This window comes from Arthrobacter sp. B0316-1-20 (assembly GCF_059091865.1).
The window spans coordinates 372604-397005 of record NZ_JBNHHC010000003.1; the positions used below are offsets into that span (position 1 = coordinate 372604).

The window sequence follows — 24402 nt, forward strand, 5'->3', positions numbered from 1 at the left end:
TTTTCGCCCGCGTTTCGACAGCCGCGCCGCCGGGGCCGTAAACTTGAGTCATCAGCGCTGACCCGGCCATCACCGGTGAGCTTCCGGAAGAACAGCCCAGGCCAACATCCTGGGCCCAGTAGAACCGGACGGGTATGCCCGTCACAGCAGCGAATGAGTGGCTGTCCCTTTGCGCCGGTTCCGGCGCATCAGGCCGGCAAGTGAGGTGGTACCGCGGGTTCCGCCCCGGCAGCACGGTGAGGCTTTTTCAGCCGCACCGGAGGCACCGGAGCAGGGCACGTCCTCGCAGAAGTACCCACACTTGCCGAGCTGTCTTTCCAGGATGACGAACATGCCACAGATCTATCCCAAGGCTTCCACCGCCGGCGCTGCCGCTGCCGAGAGCTCGCCTAAGTTCCCCGAGATCGAGGAGCTGGTGCTCAAATACTGGCAGCAGGACGGCACCTTCCAGGCCTCCGTCGATGCCCGCGACGCCGGCAGCGACGGCAGCAACGAGTTCGTCTTCTACGACGGCCCGCCCTTCGCCAACGGCCTGCCGCACTACGGCCACCTGCTCACCGGGTACGTCAAGGACCTGGTGGCCCGCTACCAGACCCAGCGCGGCCACAAGGTGGAGCGCCGCTTCGGTTGGGACACGCACGGGCTGCCGGCCGAGCTGGAAGCCATGAAGCAGCTGGGCATGACGGACAAGCAGCAGATCCTGTCCATGGGCATCGACAAGTTCAACGACGCCTGCCGCACCTCCGTGATGAAGTACGCCGACGAATGGCAGAACTACGTCACCCGCCAGGCCCGCTGGGTGGATTTCGAGAACGACTACAAGACCCTCAACGTCGAGTACATGGAGTCGGTCCTCTGGGCCTTCAAGCAGCTGCACGAAAAGGGCCTGACCTACCAGGGCTTCCGCGTGCTGCCGTACTGCTGGCGGGACGAGACGCCGCTGTCCAACCACGAGCTGCGGATGGACGACGACGTCTACAAGATGCGCCAAGACCAGACGGTCACGGTCACCTTCCCGATCCGCGCCGACGGGTCGGACAACGCGCTGGCGGCGGAGCTAGCCGGCGTCAACGCGCTGGCCTGGACCACCACGCCGTGGACGCTGCCCACCAACGCAGCCCTCGCCGTCGGGCCCGAGATCAGCTACGCGGTGCTGCCGGCCGGCCCCAACGGGACGCAGGCCGCGGGGGAGAAGTTCCTGGTGGCGGAGGACCTGCTGGGCTCCTACGCCAAGGACCTGGGGTACGACGACGCCGCTGCCGCCACCGAGGCGGTGGCGGCCCGGTACGTGGGCGCCCAGCTGGCCGGGCTGCGCTACGAGCCGCTCTGGGACCACTACGCGGACGCCGCGAAGTGGGGCACCGGCAACGCATGGCAGATCGTCGTGGCCGACTACGTGACCACCACCGACGGCACGGGCTTGGTCCACCAGGCGCCGGCGTTCGGCGAAGACGACCAGAAGGTCTGCGAAGACAACGGCATCCCCGTGATCGTCTCCGTGGACGAGGGCGCCAAGTTCCTGCCCTACTTCGCCGAGGGCCCGCTGGCCGAGATCGCCGGCGTGCAGGTGTTCGAGGCGAACAAACCGATCACCCGGGTGCTGAAGGCCGACGGCCGGCTGGTCCGCCAGGCCAGCTACGAGCACAGCTACCCGCATTGCTGGCGCTGCCGCACGCCGCTGATCTACCGCGCCATCTCCTCCTGGTACGTGGAGGTCACCAAGTTCAAGGACCGCATGGTCGAGCTGAACCAGCAGATCAACTGGATCCCGGAAAACGTCAAGGACGGCCAGTTCGGCAAGTGGCTGGAGAACGCCCGCGACTGGTCCATCAGCCGCAACCGCTTCTGGGGTTCGCCCATCCCGGTGTGGGAATCGGACAACCCGGACTACCCGCGCCGCGAGGTGTACGGCTCGCTGGCCGAGCTGGAGGAAGCGTTCGGCACCCTGCCGCGCAACCACGACGGCGAGGTCGACCTGCACCGCCCGTACATCGATGAGCTGGTCCGGCCCAACCCGGACGACCCGACCGGCCAGTCCATGATGCGCCGCGTGGAGGACGTGCTCGACGTCTGGTTCGACTCCGGTTCGATGCCCTACGCCCAGGTGCACTACCCGATGGAGAACAAGGACTGGTTCGACAGCCACAACCCGGCCGACTTCATTGTGGAGTACATCGGCCAGACGCGTGGCTGGTTCTACACCATGCACGTGCTCGCGACCGCGCTGTTCGACCGCCCGGCCTTCCGCAACGTGATCAGCCACGGCATCGTGCTCGGCTCCGACGGGCAGAAGATGTCCAAGAGCCTGCGCAACTACCCGGACGTGTCCGAGGTCCTGGACCGCGACGGCTCCGACGCCATGCGCTGGTTCCTGATGGCCTCCCCGATCCTGCGCGGCGGCAACCTGATCGTCACCGAGCAGGGCATCCGCGACGGCGTCCGCCAGGTGATGCTGCCGCTGTGGAACGTGTGGCACTTCTTCAAGCTCTACACCAACTCCGCGAACAACGGGGCAGGGCATGAGGCCGTCTCCGTCCTCGGCGATACCGAACGGATCAAGGGCATGGAGTCCCTGGACCAGTTCATCCTGGCCAACACCGGGGACCTGGTCCGCGACATGACGGCCGCGCTCGATGCCTACGACGTCTCCGGCGCCTGCGACGCGCTGCGCGAGTACCTGGACACCCTGACCAACTGGTACGTCCGCCGCTCCCGCCAGCGGTTCTTCGACGAGGACCGCGACGCGTTCGACGTGCTCTACACCGCGCTGGAGGCAGTCTGCCGCGTGGCGGCCCCGCTGCTGCCGCTGGTCACCGAGGAGATCTGGCGCGGGCTGACCGGCGGGCGTTCCGTCCACCTGACTGACCTGCCCGACGCCGGCGAGTTCCCGCAGCTGGCCGAACTCGTGGAACTGATGGACGCCACCCGGCAGATCTGCTCCTCCGGCTCGAGCCTGCGCAAGGCCGCGAACCTGCGCGTGCGGCTGCCGCTGGCCTCGCTGACCGTGGTGGTGCCGGGCGCCGAGCGGCTCTCCGGCCAGTACGCCGTGATGATCCAGGACGAGCTGAACATCAAGTCGGTCCGGTTGATCGACGCCGCCGACGCCGCCCCGGAAGAGTTCGGCATCTCGCAGAAGCTGGTGGTCAACGCCCGTGCGGCCGGCCCGCGGCTGGGCAAGAATGTGCAGCAGGCCATCAAGGCCGCCAAATCCGGTGACTGGTCGGTGGACGACGCCGGCGCCGTCACCGCCGGGGGACTGCTGCTCGAGCCGTCGGAGTACTCCCTGGAAACCGTCGTGTCCGGGGACGCCGCGGCCGGCGCCGCCGTCACCATGCTGCCCGGCGGCGGGTTCCTGGTGCTGGATACCACCGTGACCGCCGAACTGGAGGCCGAGGGCGTGGCCCGCGACTACGTGCGCACCATCCAGCAGGCCCGCAAGGATGCCGGACTGGTGGTCAGCGACCGCATCCGCACCACGGTGACGGCCGACCAGTCCGTCCTGGACGCGCTGACCCTGCACCAGGGGCTGGTCTCGCAGGAAACCCTCACCGTGGACCTCGTCCTGGTGGCCGGGGACGGCGACGCCGTGTCCGTGGAAAAAGCCGGATCCTGAAGGGGCACCAAACCATGAGTGATGAATTCGGCGTCGAGAGCGTCTACGCGGAACTGCTGGGCCGCGCCCCGGAAAACAAGATGGAACCGCGCATGGAACCGCTGTTCCGGGCGATGGACATCCTCGGCGAACCGAACAAGGCCTTCGCCAGCATCCACCTGACCGGCACGAACGGCAAGACCTCCACGGCCCGGATCATCGAGGCCGGGCTGCGGGCGCACGGGCTGCGGACCGGCCGCTACACCAGCCCGCACCTGTCCAAGGTGACCGAACGGATCAGCATCGACGGCGAGCCCGTTGCCGACGAGACGTTCGTGCGGGTCTGGGACGAAATCCGGCCATACCTGGAAATCGTCGACCAGGAACTGGACGCCGAGGGCGCACCCCGGTTGACCTACTTCGAGTGCGTGACCATCCTGGCCATCGCCATCTTCGCCGACGAGCCGGTGGAGGTGGCGGTGATCGAGGTTGGCCTGGGCGGCATCACCGACGCCACGAACGTGGTGGACGGCCAGGTCTCCGTGATCACCCCGATCTCGCTGGACCACACCGACCTGCTCGGCGACACCACCGAGGACATTGCCCGGGAGAAGGCCGGGATCATCAAGCGCGGCGGCTACCTGGTCAGCGCGGCCCAGCCACTGGACGCAGCCCAGGTGCTGCTGGAACAGGCGCGGGACCTTCAGGTGCCCTTCCGCTTCGAAGGCGTGGAGTTCGGGGTCGAGTCCCGCAAGGTCGCCGTCGGCGGCCAGCAGCTGACCATCAACGGGCTGGCAGGCCGCTACCAGGACCTGCTGCTGCCCCTGCACGGCGCGCACCAGGCCCAGAACGCGGCGGTCGCCGTGGCCGCGCTGGAAGCGTTCCTCGGCGGCGGCGAAAAGGAACTCAACGTGGAAGTCCTGCGCGAGGCGTTCCTGGAGGTGACCTCGCCGGGCCGGCTGGAAGTAGTGCGCACAGCGCCGACGATCATCGTGGATGCCGCCCACAACCCCGACGGGATGAAGGCCAGCGCGCAGGCCATCCTGGAGGCGTTCAACTTCACGAAGCTCATCCCGGTGGTCGGCGTCCTGCAGGAAAAGGACGCCGTCGGCCTGCTGGCCCAGCTGCGCGAGCAGCTCCGCGACCTCACCGACGAAATCTGCGTCACCGAGTCCAACTCGCCGCGGGCCATTCCCGCCGAGCAGTTGGCCGAGGATGCCTTGGCGGCCGGTTTCCCCGAGGACGCCGTGCACATCGCGCCCCGGCTCGACGACGCGATCGAATGGGCCGTCGGCCGGGCCGAAGCCGACAACGACCTCGCCGGCGGCGTGCTGATCACCGGGTCCATCACCCTGGTCGCCGACGCCCGCATCCTGCTAGGAAAGTAACAAGATCCATGGCCAAACTGACCAAAGCCCAGCGCGAGTGGCGTCCGGACATGCCGAAAAAACGGCGCTCGATCAAGACGATGTTCGCCTCCACCGTGCTGCTGCTGGAAGCCTTCGTCGCCTTCTTCGCCACGCTGGTGGTGTTCGGGCTCTACCGGGACGACGTGCCGCCGGCGCTGATCCTCGGGCTCGGGATCGGCCTGAGCGTCCTGCTCGTGCTCTGCTGTGCCCTGCTCCGCCGCCCGTCCGGCTACGCCGTCGGCTGGGCGATGCAGGTGCTCCTGATCGCCACCGGCATCGTCGAACCGGTGATGTTCGTCGTCGGCGTGCTGTTCGCGCTGTCCTGGTGGTACGCCGTGCGCACGGGCGGCCGGTTGGACCGCGAGAACGCGCAGCGCGACGCGGAACAGGCGGAATGGGAACGCCGGCATGGCCCGGAGGCCGGCACCGGGGACGGCACCGGGGCCGGCGCCGCGGAGGGAACCGCCGGTGGCCCGGAGGCCGGCGCTGCGGACGACGCCGGGCGCTGACCTGCGCTGCCCGCGCGTCCCGTTAGGATTGAACGGGGTTTTCGGAGCTAATCGTGAAGCGAATGAGGAGAAATTGTGAGCGTTGAACGCACACTGGTACTGGTCAAGCCCGACGGCGTGTCCCGCGGTCTCACCGGCAGCATCCTGGCCCGCATCGAGGCCAAGGGCTACACGCTGGTCGAACTGAAGCTGGTCAACGCCACCCGCGAACTGCTGGAGCAGCATTACGAAGAGCACGTCGGCAAGCCGTTCTACGAGCCGCTGGTCGAGTTCATGCTCTCCGGCCCGGTCGCCGCCGCCGTGTTCGAGGGGCACCGGGTGATCGAGGGCTTCCGGTCGCTGGCCGGCACCACCGATCCCACCACCGCCGCCCCCGGGACGATCCGCGGCGACTTCGGCCGCGACTGGGGCGTGAAGGTGCAGCAAAACCTCGTGCACGGTTCCGACTCGCCCGAGTCCGCCGCGCGCGAGATCGGGATCTGGTTCTCCTAGACCCCTGAAGCAGCAGAGGCCGCGGCCCCCGACGGGGACGCGGCCTCTGGTTTATCCGGGTGCAGCCCGGGAAGGCAATCGCGGCGAGTCCAAGCTGTCCCGGCCAGCCCGGGAAGACGGTCCCGGTCAGCCCAGGAAGGCGTCGATGAAGGCCAGGAAGATCGTCCCGGCGGTCACGATCCACAGCAGGGCGGTCAGGGTCCAGGCCCAGCTGCCGGCAAAACGGACCACCGCCGCGGGCGCCTTGATCACGCCGTGCGCCAGGTTCCGCGCCGTGGTGTGCACCAGCATCGGGATCATGGCGGCCCACACGCCCATGCAGTACAGGCACAGGATGTGGATGTCGTAGAGCGCCTGGCTCCACAACCAGACGACGAAGACGAAGCCCAGCGTGACGCCGGCCTGCAGTCCCATCCAGTACCACCGGCGGAACCGCGCCCCCGCAAGGATCGCCACCGCCGTCGTGATGGGAACCGCGAAGGCGACGATCCCGATCAGCGGGTTGGGGAAGCCGAAGAGCCCGGCCTGCCAGTGCAGGAACACCTTGCCGCAGGAGACCCACGGGTTGATGTCGCAGCTGGTCACATGGCCCGGATTTTCGTAGGTGGCCAGCCGCTCCAGGACCAGGATGCCGGACATGATCCAGCCGACAACACCGGTGGCCAGCAGCAGCCACGCGAAGGGTTTCTCCCGGGCAACGCCGGGAACCCCGCTGTCCGGGAGTTGGCCGGGCGCTGTCGCGGCCGGGGATGTGGAGGTCTGCGCGTGGGTCTGCACCGTGTTCCTCGGGCTAGGGGGCATGTGGCTCGATTCTACGCCGGAGAGAACGCCCATTACTCACTAAATCGCACCCGGTGTGAGAGAATGATCGTGGCTAACAGCAGCCCCACATGCTGCTGTTGGTCCAGCGACAGGCTTCCAGGTCCGTCGGCGACGCTTCCCGAACAAGGAGCCCATCAATCCGGATGGGCGCTGGGAATCCGCCGGGCGGCCCTGCCGGTGAAGAGAAGGTTACGGCAGACGGAAAAGCGCCGCTGGTCCCCGGGTGTGCCGCGCCCCACGTGATGGCGCGAGCTCGGGTGATACCAAGACGACTTTCGGTGTCGGGCAGCCCAAGGCACCCGGATACCCGGCTACATGCCCCCAAGGGCACCGGGATGTGGCCGGTGCCGCAAGGGTTGGAGCACAACTTTAAATGGACAATGAACAGGTAATTCCCGCTACCTCCTCTCCGGTCGACGCGCCGGAGGTACCAGCCAAGAAACCGCCGCGGCCCCGCCGCAAGCCCACTGTGTCCGCACCGGCGCAGGACCAGTTGGACGTTGAACTGCCCGCAGCGGCACCCACCGGCCCCAACAACGACGGCGATGCCTCCACCGCTTCCCCCGCGGCCACGGCGCCCGACCCCGCGGTAGCCGCCGGGGAACAGCCGGCGGGGGAGCAGCCCGCAGGCCAGGGCCCCGCAGGCGGCCAGCCCGCCGAGGCCGCCCCGGCGACCACCCGGGCCCGCCGGCCGCGCAAGACCGCCGCCCAGAAGGCCGCCGAAGCGGCGGCCGCCCAGGACACTCCGACGGAAGATGCCGCCGCGGCGGAGCCGGGCACCGTCCCGGCAGCCGCCGGTGAACCCGGCGCCGAGCCGGGCGAAGAAGCGCCGCCGGCCAAGACCCGCACGCGCCGGCCGCGCAAGACCGCCGCCGACAAGGCCGCCGAAGCCGCCGCACAGGAAAGCATTCCCCAGGACGGCGCCGAGGCGCAGCCGGCCGCCGAGGCTCAGCCTGCCGTTGAACCCGCCGAAGCCGAAGGCGTCCTGGCCGCCGGAGAAGCGGCCGAGCCCGCCGAACAGCCGGCCGGCCGACGTCGCACCGCCGCCACCCGCACCCGCCGCAGCAGCAAGGCGCAGGCCACCGCAGCGGCAGCCGCCGAACTCACCGTCGCCGAGGGCGAAGCGCCGGCTACGGCCCCCGCCACCACGGCACCCGCCACCACGCAGTCCACCCCGGGAGCGGGCGAGGGGGACGCCGCCGAAGCCGTCGCCGGACACACCGCCGGGACGGAAACCGAAGCCGGAAGCACGGCAGGGGAGCAGCCCGCAAAGGCGCCCACCCGCCGTCGTCGTTCCACCGCGGCCGCCGCCCCTGCTGTTGAGGAAACCCCCGCCGCCACGGAGACCGCCCCGGCCGCCGCCGAAGCTGAGCAGTCGGCCGCCGGGGGAGACCCTGCCGAAGAAACCTCCGCAGACGCGGGACTCGGCGCCGATCCCTTCACCATCCCCTCCTCGCCGGTGTCCCTGCTCTTCCACGCCCCGGACCTGTCCGCCGTCGCCGCCAAGCCCGAACCGGCCGCCGCCGCCGGCGAATCGGACGAGGACGACGAGGACGGCGGGCGTCGCCGCAGCCGGCGCAACCGCCGCGGCCGCACCCGCAACCGCTCCGAGGCCGAAACCGGCAGCGACGAGGCCGGCAGCACCGAAGAAAGCGACGAGGCCGCCGAAGCCGCCGACGAGGGTGCGGCAGGGGAGAAGGACGGCGTGACCTCGCGCCGCCGCCGCCGCCGCCGCCGCGGGGATGCCGACCTGGAACTCACCGGCGGTGCCGACGACGACCCGCCCAACACGGTCACCCGGGTCCGGGCACCGCGGCCGATCACCGAGACCGCCCCCAGCAACAAGGTGGCCTCGGTCAAGGGGTCCACCCGGCTGGAGGCCAAGAAGCAGCGCCGCCGCGAATCGCGCGAGACGGGCCGCCGCCGCCAGGTCATCACCGAGGCCGAGTTCCTGGCCCGGCGCGAATCCGTCGACCGCCAGATGGTGGTCCGCCAGCGCGACGACAGGATCCAGATCGGCGTGCTCGAAGACGGCGTGCTGGCCGAGCACTTCGTGTCCAAGACCCAGCAGGACTCGCTGATCGGCAACGTCTACGTGGGCAAGGTACAGAACGTGCTGCCCAGCATGGAAGCGGCCTTCATCGACATCGGCCGCGGCCGCAACGCCGTGCTCTACGCCGGCGAGGTCAACTGGGACGCCGCACACCTCGACGGGCAGCCGCGCCGGATCGAACTCGCGCTCAAGTCCGGCGACTCGGTCCTGGTGCAGGTCACCAAGGACCCGGTGGGCCACAAGGGCGCCCGCCTGACCAGCCAGATTTCGCTGCCGGGCCGCTTCCTGGTCTACGTCCCCGGCGGCTCCATGACCGGCATTTCCCGGAAACTGCCCGACGTGGAACGCAACCGGCTGAAGAAGATCCTGAAGGAACATGTTCCCGACGGCGCCGGCGTGATCGTCCGCACCGCGGCCGAGGGCGCCAGCGAAGAAGAGCTGATGAACGACATCAACCGGCTGCGCGCGCAGTGGGAAGGCATCGAATCGCGTGCCGGGTCCACCAAGACGCTGGCCCCGGAGCTGCTCTACGCCGAGCCGGACCTGACCATCAAGGTGGTCCGCGACGTGTTCAACGAGGACTTCTCCAAGCTGGTGGTCTCCGGCGAGGAAGCCTGGGACACGATCGAGGCCTACGTGACCTATGTGGCCCCCGACCTGGTGGACCGGTTGGAGAAGTGGACGTCGGAGACGGACATTTTCGCCGCCCAGCGGATCGACGAACAGATCCACAAGGCGCTGGACCGCAAGGTCTTCCTGCCCTCCGGCGGTTCCCTCGTGATCGACCGCACCGAGGCCATGACCGTGGTGGACGTCAACACCGGCAAGTTCACCGGCTCCGGCGGCAACCTGGAAGAAACCGTCACCAAGAACAACCTGGAAGCGGCCGAAGAAGTGGTCCGCCAGCTGCGGCTGCGCGACATCGGCGGCATCATCGTCATCGACTTCATCGACATGGTGCTGGAGTCCAACCGAGACCTGGTGCTGCGCCGGCTGGTGGAATGCCTGGGCCGCGACCGGACCAAGCACCAGGTGGCCGAAGTGACCTCGCTGGGCCTCGTCCAGATGACCCGCAAGCGCATGGGCACCGGGCTGCTGGAAGTCTTCGGCGAGCAGTGCGAGCATTGCGCCGGCCGCGGCGTGATCACCCACGACGAGCCGGTGGAACACCGCCGCCCCGCCGCGGCCACCGAGCACCACCAGGTCCGCATCGAAAAGCGCTCCGAACGGCAGTCGCGCAGCGAGAAGCGCCGCAACCGCGGCCAGGGCGGGCAGGAGACTGCCGCCGAGGCCCCGGCCGCCGTGGGCCATGACGACGACGCCGAGCGCCGGGCCAAGGCCGAGGCCGCCCGCGCGGCACTGGCCACCATCGCCGCCGCCGCGCACGCCGCCCACGAGGCGGAAGAGCACCCGGAGACGGCCAAGGCCAAACAGCAGGGCGGCGAACAACCCGCCGGCGCCGGCAAGCCCGAAGCGGCGGCGGCCGGTACGCCCGCCGGAGCGTCGGGCCAGCCCTCCGGACGCAAGCGCAGGTCGCGCCGCGCCGACGACCCCGGCGTGGCACCCGCCGTGCCCGCGGCCCCGGCCGGCGACGGACCCGAAACCGCCGTGCTGGAGATCAACGGAGAGACGGTGGCCATCCCGCGCGCCGTGCACAGCCCGGCGACCGCCCCGGAAGAGCCGTCGCTGACCTTGGAGAGCCTCACCGAGGCGTTCAACAAGGTTGCTCCGGTGGAGAAACCGGAGCCCAAGGTTGCTCCGGTGGAGAAACCGGAGCCAGCCGCGGCGGAGACATCCGGCGCTGCTGCCGAACCACAGGCCGCGCACGGTGACGCCCGGTCCACGGCGACCGCCGAACCGCAGGCGCCTGCGCCGGCCGCCGTCCGCAAGCCGCGTCGCCGTCGTGCCGCCAGCAGCCCCCAGGGTGCCGCGGACGCTCCCGTCCAGACGGTGGACGCCATCCCGGCCGAGAACGACGGCGGCCACCGCCACGCAGCCACGGCCCCGGCCGCGTCCGCACTGGCCGAAGCGGCAGCGGACAAGAACGAAGCCGCCGCTCCGGTGGTGCTGGGTGTAGGAGTACCGGCCTCGGAACTGTAGGCAGGGTCGTATGCCCGGGCAGGCCGCGGACCGCATCGGTTCCGCGGCCTGCCTGCGTCTGGCGCGGCTGTGCCTGGTTCCGGGTGGCCCGGTGCCCGCCACGGCTGGCCGCCACGGCTGCCCGCCCGGCAGGTGCGGACACCGTCTCCAGCCCACTTCCCGCAGCGGAATCAACGCACGCCGTGTCGCGGCGGCGAAATGCACGTGCCTGGCCGGCTCGGCCGGTAGTATTGTCAGGTGCGCCCGAGCGGATTGCAGTCCGCCCGTGCCAGGAGAAGATGACGCCAGAGCCCGTCCCGGCACCCCCGGAGCCCGCTGGTTTGCGGCTGATAGCCGTAATAGCGTAATCTAGATCTTCGGTGCGTACGCCTTCGAAGGGTTTCCACCCGCAGGCGCGGATGCACAGTGCTTTCCAGGCCGTTATGTCGTGCCTGCGTATTCGAGCAAAAACTGTAATAAACGTCTAGAGAAGTGAGTTCCCAAGTGGTGTACGCGATTGTCCGCGCCGGCGGCCGCCAAGAAAAGGTTTCCGTTGGAGACCTCGTGACCCTTGACCGCGTCCCCGGCGAGGCCGGTAGCACCATCGAGCTGCCTGCTCTGCTCCTGGTCGACGGCGACAAGGTCACCTCTGCTGCCGATGCTTTGGCCAACGTCAAGGTCACCGCCGAGATTGTCGAAAATCTCCGCGGCCCGAAGATCGTTATCCAGAAGTACAAGAACAAGACCGGCTACAAGAAGCGCCAGGGCTACCGTTCTGCACTGACCAAGGTCAAGGTCACCGACATCGCGTAAGCGGTCGGCTGACTTTTAGTAAACGTTCCTTCAGAAACAAAGGTAGGCAAATCAGATGGCACATAAGAAGGGTGCGAGCTCCACTCGCAATGGTCGCGATTCCAACGCACAGCGCCTTGGCGTGAAGCGCTTCGGTGGCCAGGTAGTTTCCGCCGGCGAGATCATCGTCCGCCAGCGCGGCACGCACTTCCACCCCGGCGCCAACGTCGGCCGTGGAGGCGACGACACGCTGTTCGCCCTTGAGGCCGGTGCCGTTGAGTTCGGTACCCGCCGCGGACGCCGCGTCGTGAACATCGTCGCTGCCGCTGCGGAGTAATCCAAGCAGCTAACAGCTTTCCAGTGAGGCGGGCCGTCGGTCCGCCTCACTGGTGTTTTAACCAGACTAGAATCACTGGTGGGCCGTTTCGGTTCGCGCCCACCGGCACAGAGGAGATCGATCACGTGGCAACATTCGTTGACCGGGTAGTCCTGCATGTATCCGGCGGATCCGGTGGCCACGGTTGCGTCTCCGTCAAGCGCGAAAAGTTCAAGCCGCTGGGCGGGCCCGACGGCGGCAACGGCGGCAACGGCGGCGACGTGATCCTTCGCGTGGACCCCCAGACCACCACGCTGCTGGACTACCACCACGCCCCGCACCGGCACGCCACCAACGGCGGCCCGGGGATGGGGGACTGGCGCGGCGGCAAGAACGGCGCCACGCTGGTGCTGCCCGTCCCCGACGGCACCGTGGTCAAGACCAAGAACGGTGATGTTCTCGCCGACCTCGTGGGCGATGGCGCCGAGTTCGTCGCCGCCGCCGGCGGCCAGGGCGGGCTGGGCAACGCCGCGCTGGCATCGGCCAAGCGCAAGGCACCCGGATTCGCCTTGCTGGGCATTCCGGGCGACGAGCGGGACATCGTCCTGGAGCTGAAGTCCATCGCCGATGTGGCGCTGGTCGGCTTCCCGTCCGCGGGCAAATCGAGCCTGATCGCGGCCATGTCCGCCGCCCGCCCCAAGATCGCCGAGTACCCGTTCACCACGCTGGTGCCGAACCTGGGCGTGGTCCAGGCGGGCGATATCCGTTTCACCATCGCCGACGTGCCGGGCCTGATCGAGGGCGCCAGCGAAGGCAAGGGACTGGGCCACAACTTCCTGCGCCACGTGGAGCGCTGCGCCGCACTGGTGCATGTGCTGGACTGCGCGGCGCTGGAAGCCGACCGCAACCCCCTCTCCGACCTCGAGATCATTGAGCGGGAACTGGAACAGTACACCGTGGACATGAGCTACGCCGGCGCCGACGGGGACGTGGTCCCGCTGAACCAGCGGCCCAAGCTGGTGGTGCTGAACAAGGTGGACGTGCCCGACGGCCGCGACATGGCCGAATTCGTGCGCCCCGAACTGGAAAAGCGCGGCTACCAGGTGTTCGAAGTCTCCGCCGCCACCCACGAGGGGCTGCGCCAGCTCGGCTTTGCCATGGCCGGGATTGTCGCCGCCGCCCGCGCCGAAGCGAAGGCCGCCCCGCCGAAGGTGGCCCCCGCCGTCCTGCGCCCGCGCTCGGTGAACGAGCGGGGCTTCATCATCCGGCGCGAGGAAAAGAACCTGGAACCGCTGTTCCGGGTGCTCGGAGACAAGCCGGAACGCTGGGTCAAGCAAACCGACTTCAACAACGACGAAGCCGTGGGCTACCTCTCCGACCGGCTGGCCAAGCTGGGCGTCGAGGACCAGCTGTTCAAGTCCGGCGCCCGCCCCGGCGACACCGTGGTGATCGGCGAAGACGACGCCGTGGTCTTCGACTGGGAGCCCACCATGGCCGCCGGCGCCGAACTGCTGTCTTCCCCCCGCGGCACGGACCTGCGCCTGATGGAGTACATCCGGCCCACCCGCGAAGAGAAGCGCGAGCAGTACCAGGAGCGGAAGGAGGCCAGGGCCGCCACCCGCGCTGAGCTCGAGGCCGAACGCAAGTCCGGCATCTGGACCGCAGAGGAAGACAATGACGACGACGATGCGCGCTGAGCCGGCCACGGCGGCCGACCGGACCCTGCTGGCCACGGCCGGACGCCTGGTGGTCAAGGTCGGCTCGTCGTCGTTGACCTCGGTGGCGGGAGGCATCTCCGAAGAGGCCCTGCTGTCCCTGGTGCAGGTGCTGGCCGCCCGCCGGAACGCCGGCACCGAAGTCATCCTGGTGTCCTCGGGCGCCATCTCCGCCGGACTGGCCCCGCTGGGCCTGGCCCGCCGGCCGCGGGACCTGGCGACCCAGCAGGCCGCCGCCAGCGTGGGCCAAGGCCTGCTGATGGCCCGCTACACCCAGGCCTTCGGCGCCCGCGGCATCACCGTCAGCCAGGTGCTCCTGACCGCCGAGGACCTGATGCGGCGCCAGCACTACGCCAACGCCTACCGCGCGCTGCACCGGTTGCTGCACCTCGGCGTCGTCCCCGTGGTAAACGAGAACGACACCGTAGCCACCCACGAAATCCGCTTCGGCGACAACGACCGGCTGGCCGCCCTGGTGGCCCACCTGGTCAAGGCCGACGCGCTGGTGCTGCTCTCGGACGTGGACGCGCTCTACGACGGCCCCCCCAAGGACGGCGCCCGGCGGATCCCGCTGGTGGCCCGGCTCCAGGACCTGGACGGCGTGAACATCGGCCGCACCGGCGCCGCGGGCGTGGGCACCGGCGGCATGGTCACCAAGGTGGAGGCCGCCGGCATCGCCGCCGGCTCGGGCATCCCGGCCCTGGTCACCTCCACGCCGAACGCGGCGCGGGCCCTGGCCGGCGAGGACGTGGGCACGTGGTTCGCCGCCAGCGGCACCCGCCGGCCCCCGCGGCTGCTCTGGCTGGCACATCTGGCCTCCGTGCAGGGCAGGCTGGTGCTGGACGACGGCGCCGTGCAGGCCGTGCGAGAGAAGCACCGGTCGCTGCTGCCGGCCGGCGTCGTCTCGGTGAAGGGCGACTTCGAACCGGGGGATCCGGTGGAGCTGGCCGACGGCGACGGCCGCGTGGTCGCCCGCGGCCTCGTCAACTTCTCATCCTATGAGCTCCCGCGCATGCTTGGCCGCTCCACCCGGGAACTGGCCGCGTCGCTCGGCCGGCAGTACGAGCGCGAAGTCATCCACGTCGACGACCTCGTCCTGCTCTGAACCACCGCGCCGACCCGCTGCGGCAGCGTAACGTGACCTCCGTCGTCGTGCTGTGCCGCACCCACGGGCTAAAATCGAGGGTATGACCCAGACAGCCTCTTCCCAGTCCCCGGCCGACGAGCTCGAAGACGGCCGGAAACCGGACGCCGCCGCGGCCGTCGCGGCGATCGCCGGACGGTCCAGGACCGCGGCGCGCCGCATGGCTCGCGCCAACCGGGCATGGAAGGACAAGGCGCTGCAGGAGATCGCCGACTCGCTGATCACCCGGCGCGACCTGGTGCTGCAGGCCAACCGCCAGGACCTGGACGAGGGCAAGTCGAACGGCACCAGCGCCGCACTGCTGGACCGGCTGACCCTGGACACCAAGCGCATCGACGGCTTGGCCGCTGCCCTGCAGAACCTGGCCGCGCTGCCGGACCCGGTGGGCACCGTCATGCGCGGGCAGACCCTGCCGAACGGGTTGCGGCTGCGCCAGGTCCACGTGCCCATGGGCGTGGTCGCCGCCATTTACGAGGCGCGCCCGAACGTCACCGTCGACATTGCCGGCCTGGCCCTCAAGAGCGGCAACGCCGTGATCCTGCGCGGCGGCAGCGCGGCGCGTCACACCAACGTGGCGCTGCTGGGCATCATCCGCGACGCGTTGGACCGGGTGGGCCTGCCCTCCGACGCGGTGCAGAGCGTGGACGACTACGGCCGCGACGGCGCCACCGCGCTGATGCAGGCGCGCGGCCTCGTGGACGTGCTCATTCCGCGCGGCGGCCGCGAGCTGATCCAGTCCGTGGTGAACAACGCGAAGGTGCCGGTGATCGAGACCGGTGAGGGCAACGTTCACATCTACCTGGACGAATCGGCCGGCACGGAGATGGCCGTGGACATCCTGCTCAACGCCAAGACCCAGCGGCCGTCGGTCTGCAACACCGTCGAGACCCTGCTGGTGCACCGCGACGCGGCCGCCTCGGCCGACGTGCTCGCGGCGCTGGCCGGCGCCGGCGTGCGGCTGCATGTGGACCAGCGGGTGGCCGGCATCCTGCCGTCCGGCGTCGAGGCCCAGACCGCGACCGACGAGGACTGGGGCCGCGAGTACATGGACCTGGACCTGGCGGTGGCAATGGTGGACTCCGTTGACGATGCGGTCAAGCACATCCGCACCTGGACGACCGGCCACACCGAGGCCATCATCACCAACGACCTGCGCAACGCCGAGAAGTTCATCGCCGAGATCGACTCCGCGGCAGTGATCGTCAACGCCTCCACCCGGTTCACCGACGGCGGGGAGCTGGGCCTGGGCGCGGAGGTGGGCATCTCCACGCAGAAGATGCACGCCCGCGGGCCGATGGGGCTGCGCGAACTCACCACCACGAAGTGGATCGTCCAGGGCGACGGCCAGGTCCGCGACTAGGCATGTGCCGGCCGGCCCGTCCGGCCGAATCACGGTTCCGCGCCCGGAACGCGTACCATGAGTAGGAAGCCATATCCCGTCCGCCTGCGCGCGGCCGGGCTGAAGAACCGCAAGGGAGAATCATGCTGTCTCAGGTCCTCGACGCCGCACTCGTGGCCAGCGAAGCCGCCCACGTCGAACTACCGGTCCCCGCCTGGGCGATCGGCGCCGGTTTCATGGCCGCCTTCCTGATCATGATGTTCGCCACCATCGCGTTCACCAGCGTCGGACAGCGCCACTCGGCGGTCGAGGAGCACGTTGACCCGCACCGCCAGCATCCGAACAAGCACGATCACGGCCAGGCCGCGCGCCGCTAGCCGTTCGTGTCCGCGCTGCCCGTCAAAGCCCCGCACGCCGGAGACCTGCACCTCACTTACCCGGGGCGCAAGCTCCGGCTGGGCGTCATGGGCGGAACGTTTGACCCGATCCACCACGGGCACCTCGTGGCGGCCAGCGAAGTGGCGTCGGTCTTCGGCCTGGACGAGGTGGTCTTCGTGCCCACCGGCCAGCCCTGGCAGAAGAGCGGACGCGAGGTCAGTCCGGCCGAGCACCGCTACCTGATGACGGTGATCGCCACCGCATCGAATCCGCAGTTCACGGTGAGCCGGGTGGACATTGAACGCCCGGGTCTGACCTACACCATCGACACGCTGCGGGACCTGCGCGCGAGGCGTCCCGACGCGGAACTGTTCTTCATCACCGGCGCGGACGCGCTGGCGCAGATCATGTCCTGGAAGGACATTGACGAGCTGTGGTCGTTGGCGCACTTCGTCGGAGTGACCCGGCCGGGCCACGAGCTGCACGATTTGGGCCGCAAGGATGTGAGCCTGCTGGAGGTTCCGGCGATGGCCATTTCCTCCACGGACTGCCGGGAGCGCGTGGCCGAGAACCAGCCTGTCTGGTACTTGGTGCCGGACGGCGTAGTACAGTACATAGCCAAGTATGGTCTCTACCGGCGCGCGCCGGACGGCGCCGTCGCCCTGAGCCAACTGCAACCAAGCCAATGAAATCAGTCGTTTACTTCTGGGTGATCAGCAAAGCATGAGCAATCAATCCCAGCCGCCGCCCAGCCGCCGGGACATCCGGCGGCAGCGCGACGGCGCCGGTACGGGTCCGGAGAACGCCTCCGGGGATGTCTCCCAGACACCGGATGACCAGGCAGGTGCCACGGTCGATGGCGGGGGAGAAGTTGCCCAGGCGCCGTCCGGCGACAGCCGGACGGAGTCTCGCGAACGCCAGGGCGAGCGGTCTTCGCAGACCCGCGCCCGCGAGCGTGAGGCCCGCCGTGCGCTCAAGACCCTGACCGAGGCGCTGCCCAAGATCCCGGCGCCCGAGCAGGAACAGATTCCCACCCGGCGCCAGCTGCGCCAACAGCAGTTGGAGCGCGAGAACCGCCTCCCCACGTCCGGCGCCCCGACCGGGGACCGGCCCGGGAACCCCAACGGCCCCGCCGCCACGGCGGGCAGCCGCGCGCGCACGTCGGGCGCTCCCGCCGGCGCGCGGGCCCGGACATCCGGTGCCCCGGCCGCCCCGGCAGACGCGCGCGCCCGGACCTCGGACGCGCCGGCGGATGTCCCGTATGAGCCGCAGCGACCGCCGATCGAGGGCGGGCGACGGGCCCGGCGCAGCGGGGACACCGGCCGGCATCCGGTCCAGTCTCCGGCCGCCGCGCCGGACAAGCCGCTCTCGGAGGCCGCGCGCGAGGCCGTCGACGCCGGCGAGATGACCGTTGAGCAGGCGCTGGCCGCCCGCGATCTGCTGATGGGCCAGGCCAAGAACATGGTGGCCATGATGGAATCCCGGCAGGAGCAGGACCCGCATGACGTGGACCTGGAACTGCTGGCCCAGCAAAAGGCCCTCGCCGAGCGTGCCGCCGTCCTGAACCGCAGGGCCGCGGACAAGAAGCGGCTCAGCGACGAAAACGAACAGCGCCGGCACACGGCCATGGAGCGGCCGGCGGCGGACATTGCCTCCGCACCGATGGAATTCGTGGCCGTCCCGGGGACCGACCGGCACGTGCTCCGGCCGTCGTCGACATCCTACGTTCCGGTGGTGACGACGCCGGCTCCAAACCAAGCACCGTCCGCTCCGGCGCAGGCCCCGCCCGGCCGGCAGCAGGTGCCCGCCCGCCGGAAGCCGGCACCCGAAACGGTCAAGCCGCAACCGCCGGCGGCGACCCAGGCTGTGCCGGCAGGATCAGGGAAGCCGGCGGGGCAGGACCGGAAACCCGTTCCGACGCCGGTGGACACGGCCGCGTCGGCACCGCCGCGATCGAAGATCCTGGCCCAGGCCGAAGCGCTGGCCGAAGGGCGCGGTGCCACCATCCATCCGCTCAAGGCCAGCAGCGCCTACGGGCTGGACCCCCTCGACGCCCGGACGGCAGGGCTCGACCGGGTCCGCCGGGTGAGGCTCGCAGTCGGTGGTGCGCTGGTGCTCGGCGCCGCTGCGTTCGCGGCGGGTATCGCCATGATGCTCGGTATTTTTGGCGGCTAACGCCGCCGCTCAATCGCTGGTTCACATTCCAAGGAGACACATGACCGCACCCGAGAGCTCAATCGCCATTGCGCGCACTGCCGCGAAGGCAGCCAGCGACAAAATCGCCGAAGACATCGTCGCCATCGATGTCAGCGAACGGCTGGCGATCACCGACGTGTTCCTCATCGCCTCGGCACCCACCGAGCGGCAGGTCAATGCCATCGTCGACGGCATCGAAGAGGAGCTGCACAAGCAGGACCTGCGACCGGTCCGCCGCGAAGGCCGGTCCGAGGGGCGCTGGGTGCTGCTCGACTACGCAGGCGTGGTCATCCACGTCCAGCATCAGGAAGACCGCGTCTTCTATGCCCTGGAGCGTCTGTGGAAGGATTGCCCGTTCATCGACTTGCAGCTGGACGCGAAGGCCGCATCGACGGACACGGAGTAGCCGGGGCGGATGGGTACTGCCGGCCGGAACCGATCCTCCGCCGGCCGCCCGGAACCATCCGCTGATTTGGAATCCGTGCGAGTCTCTGCATAGAATATTCAAGTTGCTTCGAAGGAAGCGGCGCGGAATCCGCGAGGATAACGGGGCTGTGGCGCAGCTGGTAGCGCACCTGCATGGCATGCAGGGGGTCAGGGGTTCGAGTCCCCTCAGCTCCACTCCGTGAAGCACCATCGGTGATATTCACGCAGCGGAATATATTGCCGTTTTGGCGAATCATTCCATTCCAGGGGCTGTGGCGCAGCTGGTAGCGCACCTGCATGGCATGCAGGGGGTCAGGGGTTCGAGTCCCCTCAGCTCCACCAATCAGCGAAGGTCCGGTGCAAACAAACTGTTTGCACCGGACCTTTTTGTATCCGCCAAGCGCCACAACTCCTTCAAACCCCGGTACTTCAAGGCGAAAGCGCTGTGCTCCTGCCTTTCCTCTGCGGATCTGCGCACAGATTCAGCTGTGGGCGAACGCGCCGTTGCTCCGGTTGGGAAAGAAACAACCTGTGGCGGGACCGGCGGCGCCTGCCCTGGCGAAGCCCTCAGGTGCGCCTGGTCGTGATGCTCATGTCGCGCAGGATCACTGACAGCTGATCCATGAACAGGCCGAGCTGGGCGTTCTGCCGGTCGTTGATCAGCAGCGCAAAGATATTCCGTGCCAGCCGGATTTCCGGGACGTCCAGCACCACGATGCCGTCGGGCCCGTTGTGCATCGCGAGCTCCGGAACCAGCGCGGCGCCCAGACCCGCGGCGGCCATGGCGAGGCTGGCGTTGAAGTCGTCGCAGTAGGCGACCACCCGCGGGTGGAGGTTGCAGCTGGCGAAGAGGCGCTCGATCACGGTGGCGTCCGCCGTGCCGGGATGGTGCATGATCCAGGGCATCTCCGCCAACTGGGAGGCCGTCACCGAAGCCCCGGGCCGAATGCCCCATGATTCGGGCAGTACCACCCTGAAATTGTCGTCGCCGATCCATTGCCGGCTCACCGTGTTGGGCCAGGCCAGCCCGCCCTGGCCGACCTGGAACACCAGAGCGACGTCGAGTCCGCCGCCGGCCCGCAACCCTTGGATCGTCTGGCCCGGCTCGGCGACGGATACCTTGAGGTTGATCCCCAGGCCCGGCCATCCGGGGGCCTGCAGCAACCGGGGGAGTACGTAGGTGGCCAGGCTGGGAAAGATCCCGAGCCTGACCTCCTGCGTGCTGGTGTCCTGGCTGCGGGCGGTGGCAGCCAGCAGCGCATCGATGTCCGTGAGGACCTTGGCCGCGTGCCGGGACATCACCATCGCCGTTTCGGTCGGCTGCACGCTGCGCGCCGAGCGCTCGAACAGCTTGGCGCCCGTCTCGCGCTCCAGCGCGGACATCTGCTGCGAAACGGCCGAGGCCGTATAGCCCAGGTTGGCCGCGGCCGCGGCAAACGACCCGCGCCGGGTCACTTCGAGCAAGGTGCGCAGGTGCACCGTGTTGACCATCAGCCCTCCTGTGGCTCATTCACCCTTGCGCTAAGCCTACCTTGGGCTCTGCGAGAGCCGCGGGCCGCACTTGGAGGAATCCCGCGGGCCGCCACAGCGTTGTGTTAAGGGTGCCGCATTCACGCGAGGGGGAGTGGTTCGAAGCCCGGACGTGCTGCACTGGCAGTCAGGGGGTGAAAGCCGCCCGACCACGGAGCATGGAGCCGCCCGAATGGTCCGGCCGTATCGTCCGGCCGATTGTCCGAGGTGGCCGCTAAGGTCCCGAGCACGGGAGCGGCAGCAGAAAAAACGACGGACGCCGGGACCACAACATCTAGTGGTGCCGGCACTAGGGGCGACACGCCGACGAAACGGCGACACGAGACTTTCCGAAGTTGTGGGCAGCCCATCCACAGGCTGTGGATGGCGCCCTGGAAAGGCCGGAATATCAACTGTTTAACCCCCGAAAATATCCCCATGGGCTGTGGACGAAGGTGGGCACGGAATGACATACTTGTAATACATCATCTTGGGGTTCCGAACGGTTGAGTCCACTAGATGTAGTATTGGAACCGCTGGCGGGCAGCGAGCGCGGGTTCTTCTCAGGGACAGCCGCACAGCCAGAAATCAGCAGAACGCCGTACCGAGAATTAGGGGAGAAGGACCATGACTGTAACGGTTTACACCAAGCCAGCATGCGTGCAGTGCAATGCCACGTACCGGGCTCTGGACAAGAAGGGCATCGCCTACCAGAGCGTTGACCTGTCCCAGGATCCGGAAGCGCTGGAGCGTGTCCGTTCCCTTGGTTACATGCAGGCGCCCGTCGTCGTCACCGAGCAGGACCACTGGTCCGGGTTCCGCCCGGACAAGATCGAGGAGCTGGCCCAGGCCGCTGCCTCGGTAGCCTGAGCGGATTCGTTCGGAACCAGAACCAAACGCCATGACCGAGCTGCTGATGAGTGAGGCCGCCAGGCGTGAGGCGGGTCCTGCAACCGGCGGGACCGCCGAGACGGACCTGATCTATTTCTCCTCCGCCTCCGGCTACACCGACCGCTTCATGCAGAAGCTGGGGCTGCCGGCGGCACGGATCCCGCTGCGCACCCAGCAGGAGACGCTGCACGCGCTCCGGCCGTTCGTCCTGGTACTGCCGACGTACGGCGGCGAATCCGGCCGGAATTCGATTCCGCCACAGGTCATCAAATTCCTCAACCGCGAGGAGAACCGGCGCCTGCTCCGTGGAGTGATCGGCTCCGGCAACACGAACTTCGGCACAACGTACTGCCTGGCGGCGGAGAAGATCGCCGCAAAGTGCCAGGTGCCGCTTCTCTATCGATTCGAACTCATGGGCACGTCCGAGGACGTCGACCGGGTCAAGCAAGGATTGGAACACTTTTGGAAACGACAGTTGCACCCGCAGCCGTAGCCGATGCCAAGGCAGAATTGCCGGCGGCATTTAAGGGACTGGGCTACCACGAACTCAATGCCATGCTCAACCTTTACGGCCCGGACGGGAAGATCCAGTTCGAGGCCGACCGCGAAGCTGCCCGCCAGTATTTCCTGCAGCACGTTAACAACAACACCGTGTTCTTCCATGACCTGGAAGAAAAACTCGACTACCTGATCAAGAACGACTACTACGAGCGCGAGACGCTCGACCAGTACACGATGAACTTTGTCCGGTCGCTCTACGACCGGGCCTACAAGAAAAAGTTCCGCTTCGAGACGTTCCTGGGCGCGTTCAAGTTCTACACGTCCTACACGCTCAAGACCTTCGACGGCAAGCGTTTCCTGGAGCGCTACGAAGACCGTGTCTGCATGGTGGCCCTCCACCTGGCCAGGGGCGACGAGGAACTGGCGAACCGGCTGGTGGACGAGATCATCGACGGCCGCTTCCAGCCGGCCACGCCCACGTTCCTGAACGCGGGCAAGAAGCAGCGCGGCGAGCTGGTCTCCTGCTTCCTGCTGCGCATCGAAGACAACATGGAGTCGATCGCCCGCGGCATCAACTCCGCCCTGCAGCTGTCCAAGCGCGGCGGCGGCGTCGCGCTGTCGCTGACCAACATCCGCGAGCACGGCGCGCCGATCAAGCAGATCGAGAACCAGTCCTCCGGCGTCATCCCCGTCATGAAGCTGCTCGAAGACAGCTTCTCCTACGCCAACCAGCTCGGCGCCCGCCAGGGTGCCGGCGCGGTGTACCTGCATGCCCATCACCCGGACATCTACCGCTTCCTGGACACGAAGCGCGAGAACGCCGACGAGAAGATCCGGATCAAAACGCTCTCGCTGGGCGTTGTCGTCCCGGACATCACGTTCGAGCTGGCGAAGAAGAACGAGGACATGTACCTGTTCTCCCCGTACGACGTCGAACGCGTCTACGGGGTGCCGTTCTCGGACATCTCCGTCTCGGAGAAGTACTACGAGATGGTCGACGACAGCCGGATCAAGAAGACCAAGATCAGCGCCCGCGAGTTCTTCCAAACGCTGGCCGAGATCCAGTTCGAATCGGGCTACCCGTACATCATGTTCGAGGACACGGTGAACCGCGCGAACCCGATCCACGGCAAGATCATCATGTCCAACCTCTGCTCGGAGATCCTGCAGGTTTCCTCGCCGTCGCTGTACAACGAGGACCTCACCTACGCCGAGATCGGCAAGGACATTTCCTGCAACCTCGGCTCGATGAACATCGCCAAGACGATGGACTCGCCGGACTTCGGCACCTCCATCGAGACCGCGATCCGCGCGCTCACCGCGGTGTCGGACATGTCCTACATCAACTCGGTGCCCTCGATCGCCGAAGGCAACCTGCAGTCGCACGCCATCGGCCTGGGCCAGATGAACCTGCACGGCTACCTGGCCCGCGAGCGGGTCCATTACGGTTCCGAGGAAGGCCTGGACTTCACCAACATCTACTTCTACACGGTGCTGTTCCACGCGCTGCGTGCCTCGAACAAGCTCGCGATCGAACACCGCCAGACCTTCGGCGGCTTCGAGCAGTCCAAGTACGCCTCGGGCGAGTTCTTCGACAAGTACACCGAGCAGGAATGGGTACCGCAGACCGACCGGGTCAAGGAGCTCTTCGCCCACGTGGAGATCCCCGCCCAGGCCGACTGGCGGGAGCTGAAGGCCTCCGTCATGGAGCACGGGATCTACAACCAGAACCTGCAGGCCGTCCCGCCCACCGGTTCGATCTCCTACATCAACAACTCCACGTCCTCGATCCACCCGGTGGCCTCCAAGATCGAGATCCGCAAGGAAGGCAAGCTGGGCCGCGTGTACTACCCGGCCCCGTACCTGACCAACGACAACCTGGAGTACTACCAGGACGCCTACGAAATCGGCTACGAGAAGATCATCGACACCTACGCCGCGGCCACCCAGCACGTGGACCAGGGCCTGTCGCTGACGCTGTTCTTCAAGGACACCGCCACCACCCGCGACATCAACAAGGCGCAGATCTACGCCTGGCGCAAGGGCATCAAGACCATCTACTACATCCGGCTCCGCCAGCTCGCGCTCGAGGGGACCGAGGTAGAGGGCTGCGTCAGCTGCATGCTGTAGCAGACCCGGACAACTGAAAAGTACGACGGCGGGTGCCCGCCCGCCGTCGTACGGGCACCGACGGGAAGCCGGACATCCGGCCACCACCCGCTGGCCCAGCCGGCAGCAC

Annotated in this window: 18 protein-coding genes, 2 tRNA genes and 1 pseudogene; 19 read left to right on the top strand and 2 right to left on the bottom strand. The window is 68.2% G+C overall.

Translation table 11 applies throughout. The features are described 5' to 3' along the window. The first annotated feature begins 331 nt into the window (after positions 1–331). The 4 genes from ileS (at position 332) to ndk (ending at position 6002) form a co-directional block, all read left to right on the top strand. Positions 332–3613: an isoleucine--tRNA ligase gene (gene ileS / locus AC5RW2_RS06910; protein ID WP_494073848.1), complete on the top strand. Its 3282-nt coding sequence runs from the start codon at positions 332–334 to the stop codon at positions 3611–3613. Between the two features lie 14 nt (positions 3614–3627). Further along, positions 3628–4980, top strand: a complete 1353-nt coding sequence (locus AC5RW2_RS06915) for a bifunctional folylpolyglutamate synthase/dihydrofolate synthase (RefSeq protein ID WP_494073849.1) — start codon at positions 3628–3630, stop codon at positions 4978–4980. 8 nt (positions 4981–4988) lie between these two features. Further along, positions 4989–5510 (top strand): DUF4233 domain-containing protein, encoded by a 522-nt coding sequence (locus AC5RW2_RS06920; protein ID WP_493999870.1) that lies wholly within the window; start codon positions 4989–4991, stop codon positions 5508–5510. 75 nt (positions 5511–5585) lie between these two features. Continuing rightward, positions 5586–6002, top strand: a complete 417-nt coding sequence (gene ndk, locus AC5RW2_RS06925) for a nucleoside-diphosphate kinase (RefSeq protein ID WP_493977451.1) — start codon at positions 5586–5588, stop codon at positions 6000–6002. 126 nt (positions 6003–6128) lie between these two features. Here ndk and AC5RW2_RS06930 read toward each other — a convergent pair whose 3' ends face one another. After that, a complete protein-coding gene (locus tag AC5RW2_RS06930; protein ID WP_493999869.1) occupies positions 6129–6803 on the bottom strand; it encodes a vitamin K epoxide reductase family protein in 675 nt (224 codons plus the stop codon). A gap of 394 nt (positions 6804–7197) precedes the next feature. On the opposite strand from AC5RW2_RS06930, the gene AC5RW2_RS06935 reads away from it, so the two are divergent. The 12 genes and pseudogenes from AC5RW2_RS06935 (at position 7198) to AC5RW2_RS06990 (ending at position 19604) form a co-directional block, all read left to right on the top strand. After that, positions 7198–10977: an Rne/Rng family ribonuclease gene (locus AC5RW2_RS06935; protein ID WP_494073850.1), complete on the top strand. Its 3780-nt coding sequence runs from the start codon at positions 7198–7200 to the stop codon at positions 10975–10977. A gap of 483 nt (positions 10978–11460) precedes the next feature. Next, positions 11461–11769 (top strand): 50S ribosomal protein L21, encoded by a 309-nt coding sequence (gene rplU, locus AC5RW2_RS06940; protein WP_493977453.1) that lies wholly within the window; start codon positions 11461–11463, stop codon positions 11767–11769. A 55-nt stretch (positions 11770–11824) separates the two neighbouring features. Continuing rightward, positions 11825–12085, top strand: a complete 261-nt coding sequence (gene rpmA / locus AC5RW2_RS06945) for a 50S ribosomal protein L27 (RefSeq protein WP_136785451.1) — start codon at positions 11825–11827, stop codon at positions 12083–12085. Positions 12086–12210: 125 nt separating this feature from the next. Continuing rightward, positions 12211–13725: pseudogene (obgE, locus tag AC5RW2_RS06950) on the top strand (GTPase ObgE); the annotation flags it as partial. 13 nt (positions 13726–13738) lie between these two features. Then, positions 13739–14884, top strand: coding sequence for a glutamate 5-kinase (proB, locus tag AC5RW2_RS06955; protein WP_493999867.1), 1146 nt, complete (start codon positions 13739–13741; stop codon positions 14882–14884). A gap of 82 nt (positions 14885–14966) precedes the next feature. Beyond that, the gene (locus AC5RW2_RS06960; protein ID WP_493999866.1) at positions 14967–16283 is read left to right on the top strand and encodes a glutamate-5-semialdehyde dehydrogenase; all 1317 of its coding nucleotides are present in this window, start codon (positions 14967–14969) and stop codon (positions 16281–16283) included. Between the two features lie 122 nt (positions 16284–16405). Continuing rightward, a complete protein-coding gene (locus AC5RW2_RS06965) occupies positions 16406–16639 on the top strand; it encodes a hypothetical protein (protein WP_493999865.1) in 234 nt (77 codons plus the stop codon). Between the two features lie 45 nt (positions 16640–16684). After that, a complete protein-coding gene (nadD, locus tag AC5RW2_RS06970) occupies positions 16685–17329 on the top strand; it encodes a nicotinate-nucleotide adenylyltransferase (RefSeq protein WP_494001261.1) in 645 nt (214 codons plus the stop codon). A gap of 34 nt (positions 17330–17363) precedes the next feature. Continuing rightward, complete coding sequence (locus AC5RW2_RS06975; RefSeq protein ID WP_493999864.1) at positions 17364–18815, top strand: hypothetical protein; 1452 nt, start codon at positions 17364–17366, stop codon at positions 18813–18815. Between the two features lie 40 nt (positions 18816–18855). Next, on the top strand, positions 18856–19242 hold the full coding sequence (gene rsfS / locus AC5RW2_RS06980) for a ribosome silencing factor (protein WP_493999863.1): 387 nt from the start codon (positions 18856–18858) through the stop codon (positions 19240–19242). 142 nt (positions 19243–19384) lie between these two features. Further along, positions 19385–19457 (top strand) — tRNA-Ala (locus AC5RW2_RS06985). 71 nt (positions 19458–19528) lie between these two features. Further along, a tRNA-Ala gene (locus tag AC5RW2_RS06990) sits at positions 19529–19604 on the top strand. A gap of 225 nt (positions 19605–19829) precedes the next feature. Here AC5RW2_RS06990 and AC5RW2_RS06995 read toward each other — a convergent pair. Further along, a complete protein-coding gene (locus AC5RW2_RS06995) occupies positions 19830–20753 on the bottom strand; it encodes a LysR family transcriptional regulator (protein WP_493999862.1) in 924 nt (307 codons plus the stop codon). 645 nt (positions 20754–21398) lie between these two features. On the opposite strand from AC5RW2_RS06995, the gene nrdH reads away from it, so the two are divergent. From nrdH to nrdE, 3 genes are read left to right on the top strand one after another with little or no spacing between them, the layout of a single operon-like run. Continuing rightward, entirely contained in the window at positions 21399–21641 is a 243-nt protein-coding gene (gene nrdH, locus AC5RW2_RS07000; protein WP_127513743.1) for a glutaredoxin-like protein NrdH, read from the top strand. A gap of 31 nt (positions 21642–21672) precedes the next feature. Continuing rightward, positions 21673–22155 (top strand): class Ib ribonucleoside-diphosphate reductase assembly flavoprotein NrdI, encoded by a 483-nt coding sequence (gene nrdI, locus AC5RW2_RS07005; RefSeq protein ID WP_494014090.1) that lies wholly within the window; start codon positions 21673–21675, stop codon positions 22153–22155. 17 nt (positions 22156–22172) lie between these two features. Continuing rightward, positions 22173–24293 (top strand): class 1b ribonucleoside-diphosphate reductase subunit alpha, encoded by a 2121-nt coding sequence (nrdE, locus tag AC5RW2_RS07010; RefSeq protein ID WP_494073889.1) that lies wholly within the window; start codon positions 22173–22175, stop codon positions 24291–24293. Positions 24294–24402 lie beyond the last annotated feature (109 nt).

Excerpts from the sequence above, each read along its gene's own strand:
- ileS (WP_494073848.1), top strand. The coding sequence starts at position 332 with ATGCCACAGATCTATCCCAAGGCTTCCACCGCCGGCGCTGCCGCTGCC.
- AC5RW2_RS06915 (WP_494073849.1), top strand. The coding sequence starts at position 3,628 with ATGAGTGATGAATTCGGCGTCGAGAGCGTCTACGCGGAACTGCTGGGC.
- AC5RW2_RS06920 (WP_493999870.1), top strand. The coding sequence starts at position 4,989 with ATGGCCAAACTGACCAAAGCCCAGCGCGAGTGGCGTCCGGACATGCCG.
- AC5RW2_RS06930 (WP_493999869.1), bottom strand. The coding sequence starts at position 6,803 with ATGCCCCCTAGCCCGAGGAACACGGTGCAGACCCACGCGCAGACCTCC.
- AC5RW2_RS06935 (WP_494073850.1), top strand. The coding sequence starts at position 7,198 with ATGGACAATGAACAGGTAATTCCCGCTACCTCCTCTCCGGTCGACGCG.
- rpmA (WP_136785451.1), top strand. The coding sequence starts at position 11,825 with ATGGCACATAAGAAGGGTGCGAGCTCCACTCGCAATGGTCGCGATTCC.
- proB (WP_493999867.1), top strand. The coding sequence starts at position 13,739 with ATGACGACGACGATGCGCGCTGAGCCGGCCACGGCGGCCGACCGGACC.
- AC5RW2_RS06960 (WP_493999866.1), top strand. The coding sequence starts at position 14,967 with ATGACCCAGACAGCCTCTTCCCAGTCCCCGGCCGACGAGCTCGAAGAC.
- AC5RW2_RS06965 (WP_493999865.1), top strand. The coding sequence starts at position 16,406 with ATGCTGTCTCAGGTCCTCGACGCCGCACTCGTGGCCAGCGAAGCCGCC.
- AC5RW2_RS06975 (WP_493999864.1), top strand. The coding sequence starts at position 17,364 with ATGAGCAATCAATCCCAGCCGCCGCCCAGCCGCCGGGACATCCGGCGG.
- rsfS (WP_493999863.1), top strand. The coding sequence starts at position 18,856 with ATGACCGCACCCGAGAGCTCAATCGCCATTGCGCGCACTGCCGCGAAG.
- AC5RW2_RS06995 (WP_493999862.1), bottom strand. The coding sequence starts at position 20,753 with ATGGTCAACACGGTGCACCTGCGCACCTTGCTCGAAGTGACCCGGCGC.
- nrdH (WP_127513743.1), top strand. The coding sequence starts at position 21,399 with ATGACTGTAACGGTTTACACCAAGCCAGCATGCGTGCAGTGCAATGCC.
- nrdI (WP_494014090.1), top strand. The coding sequence starts at position 21,673 with ATGACCGAGCTGCTGATGAGTGAGGCCGCCAGGCGTGAGGCGGGTCCT.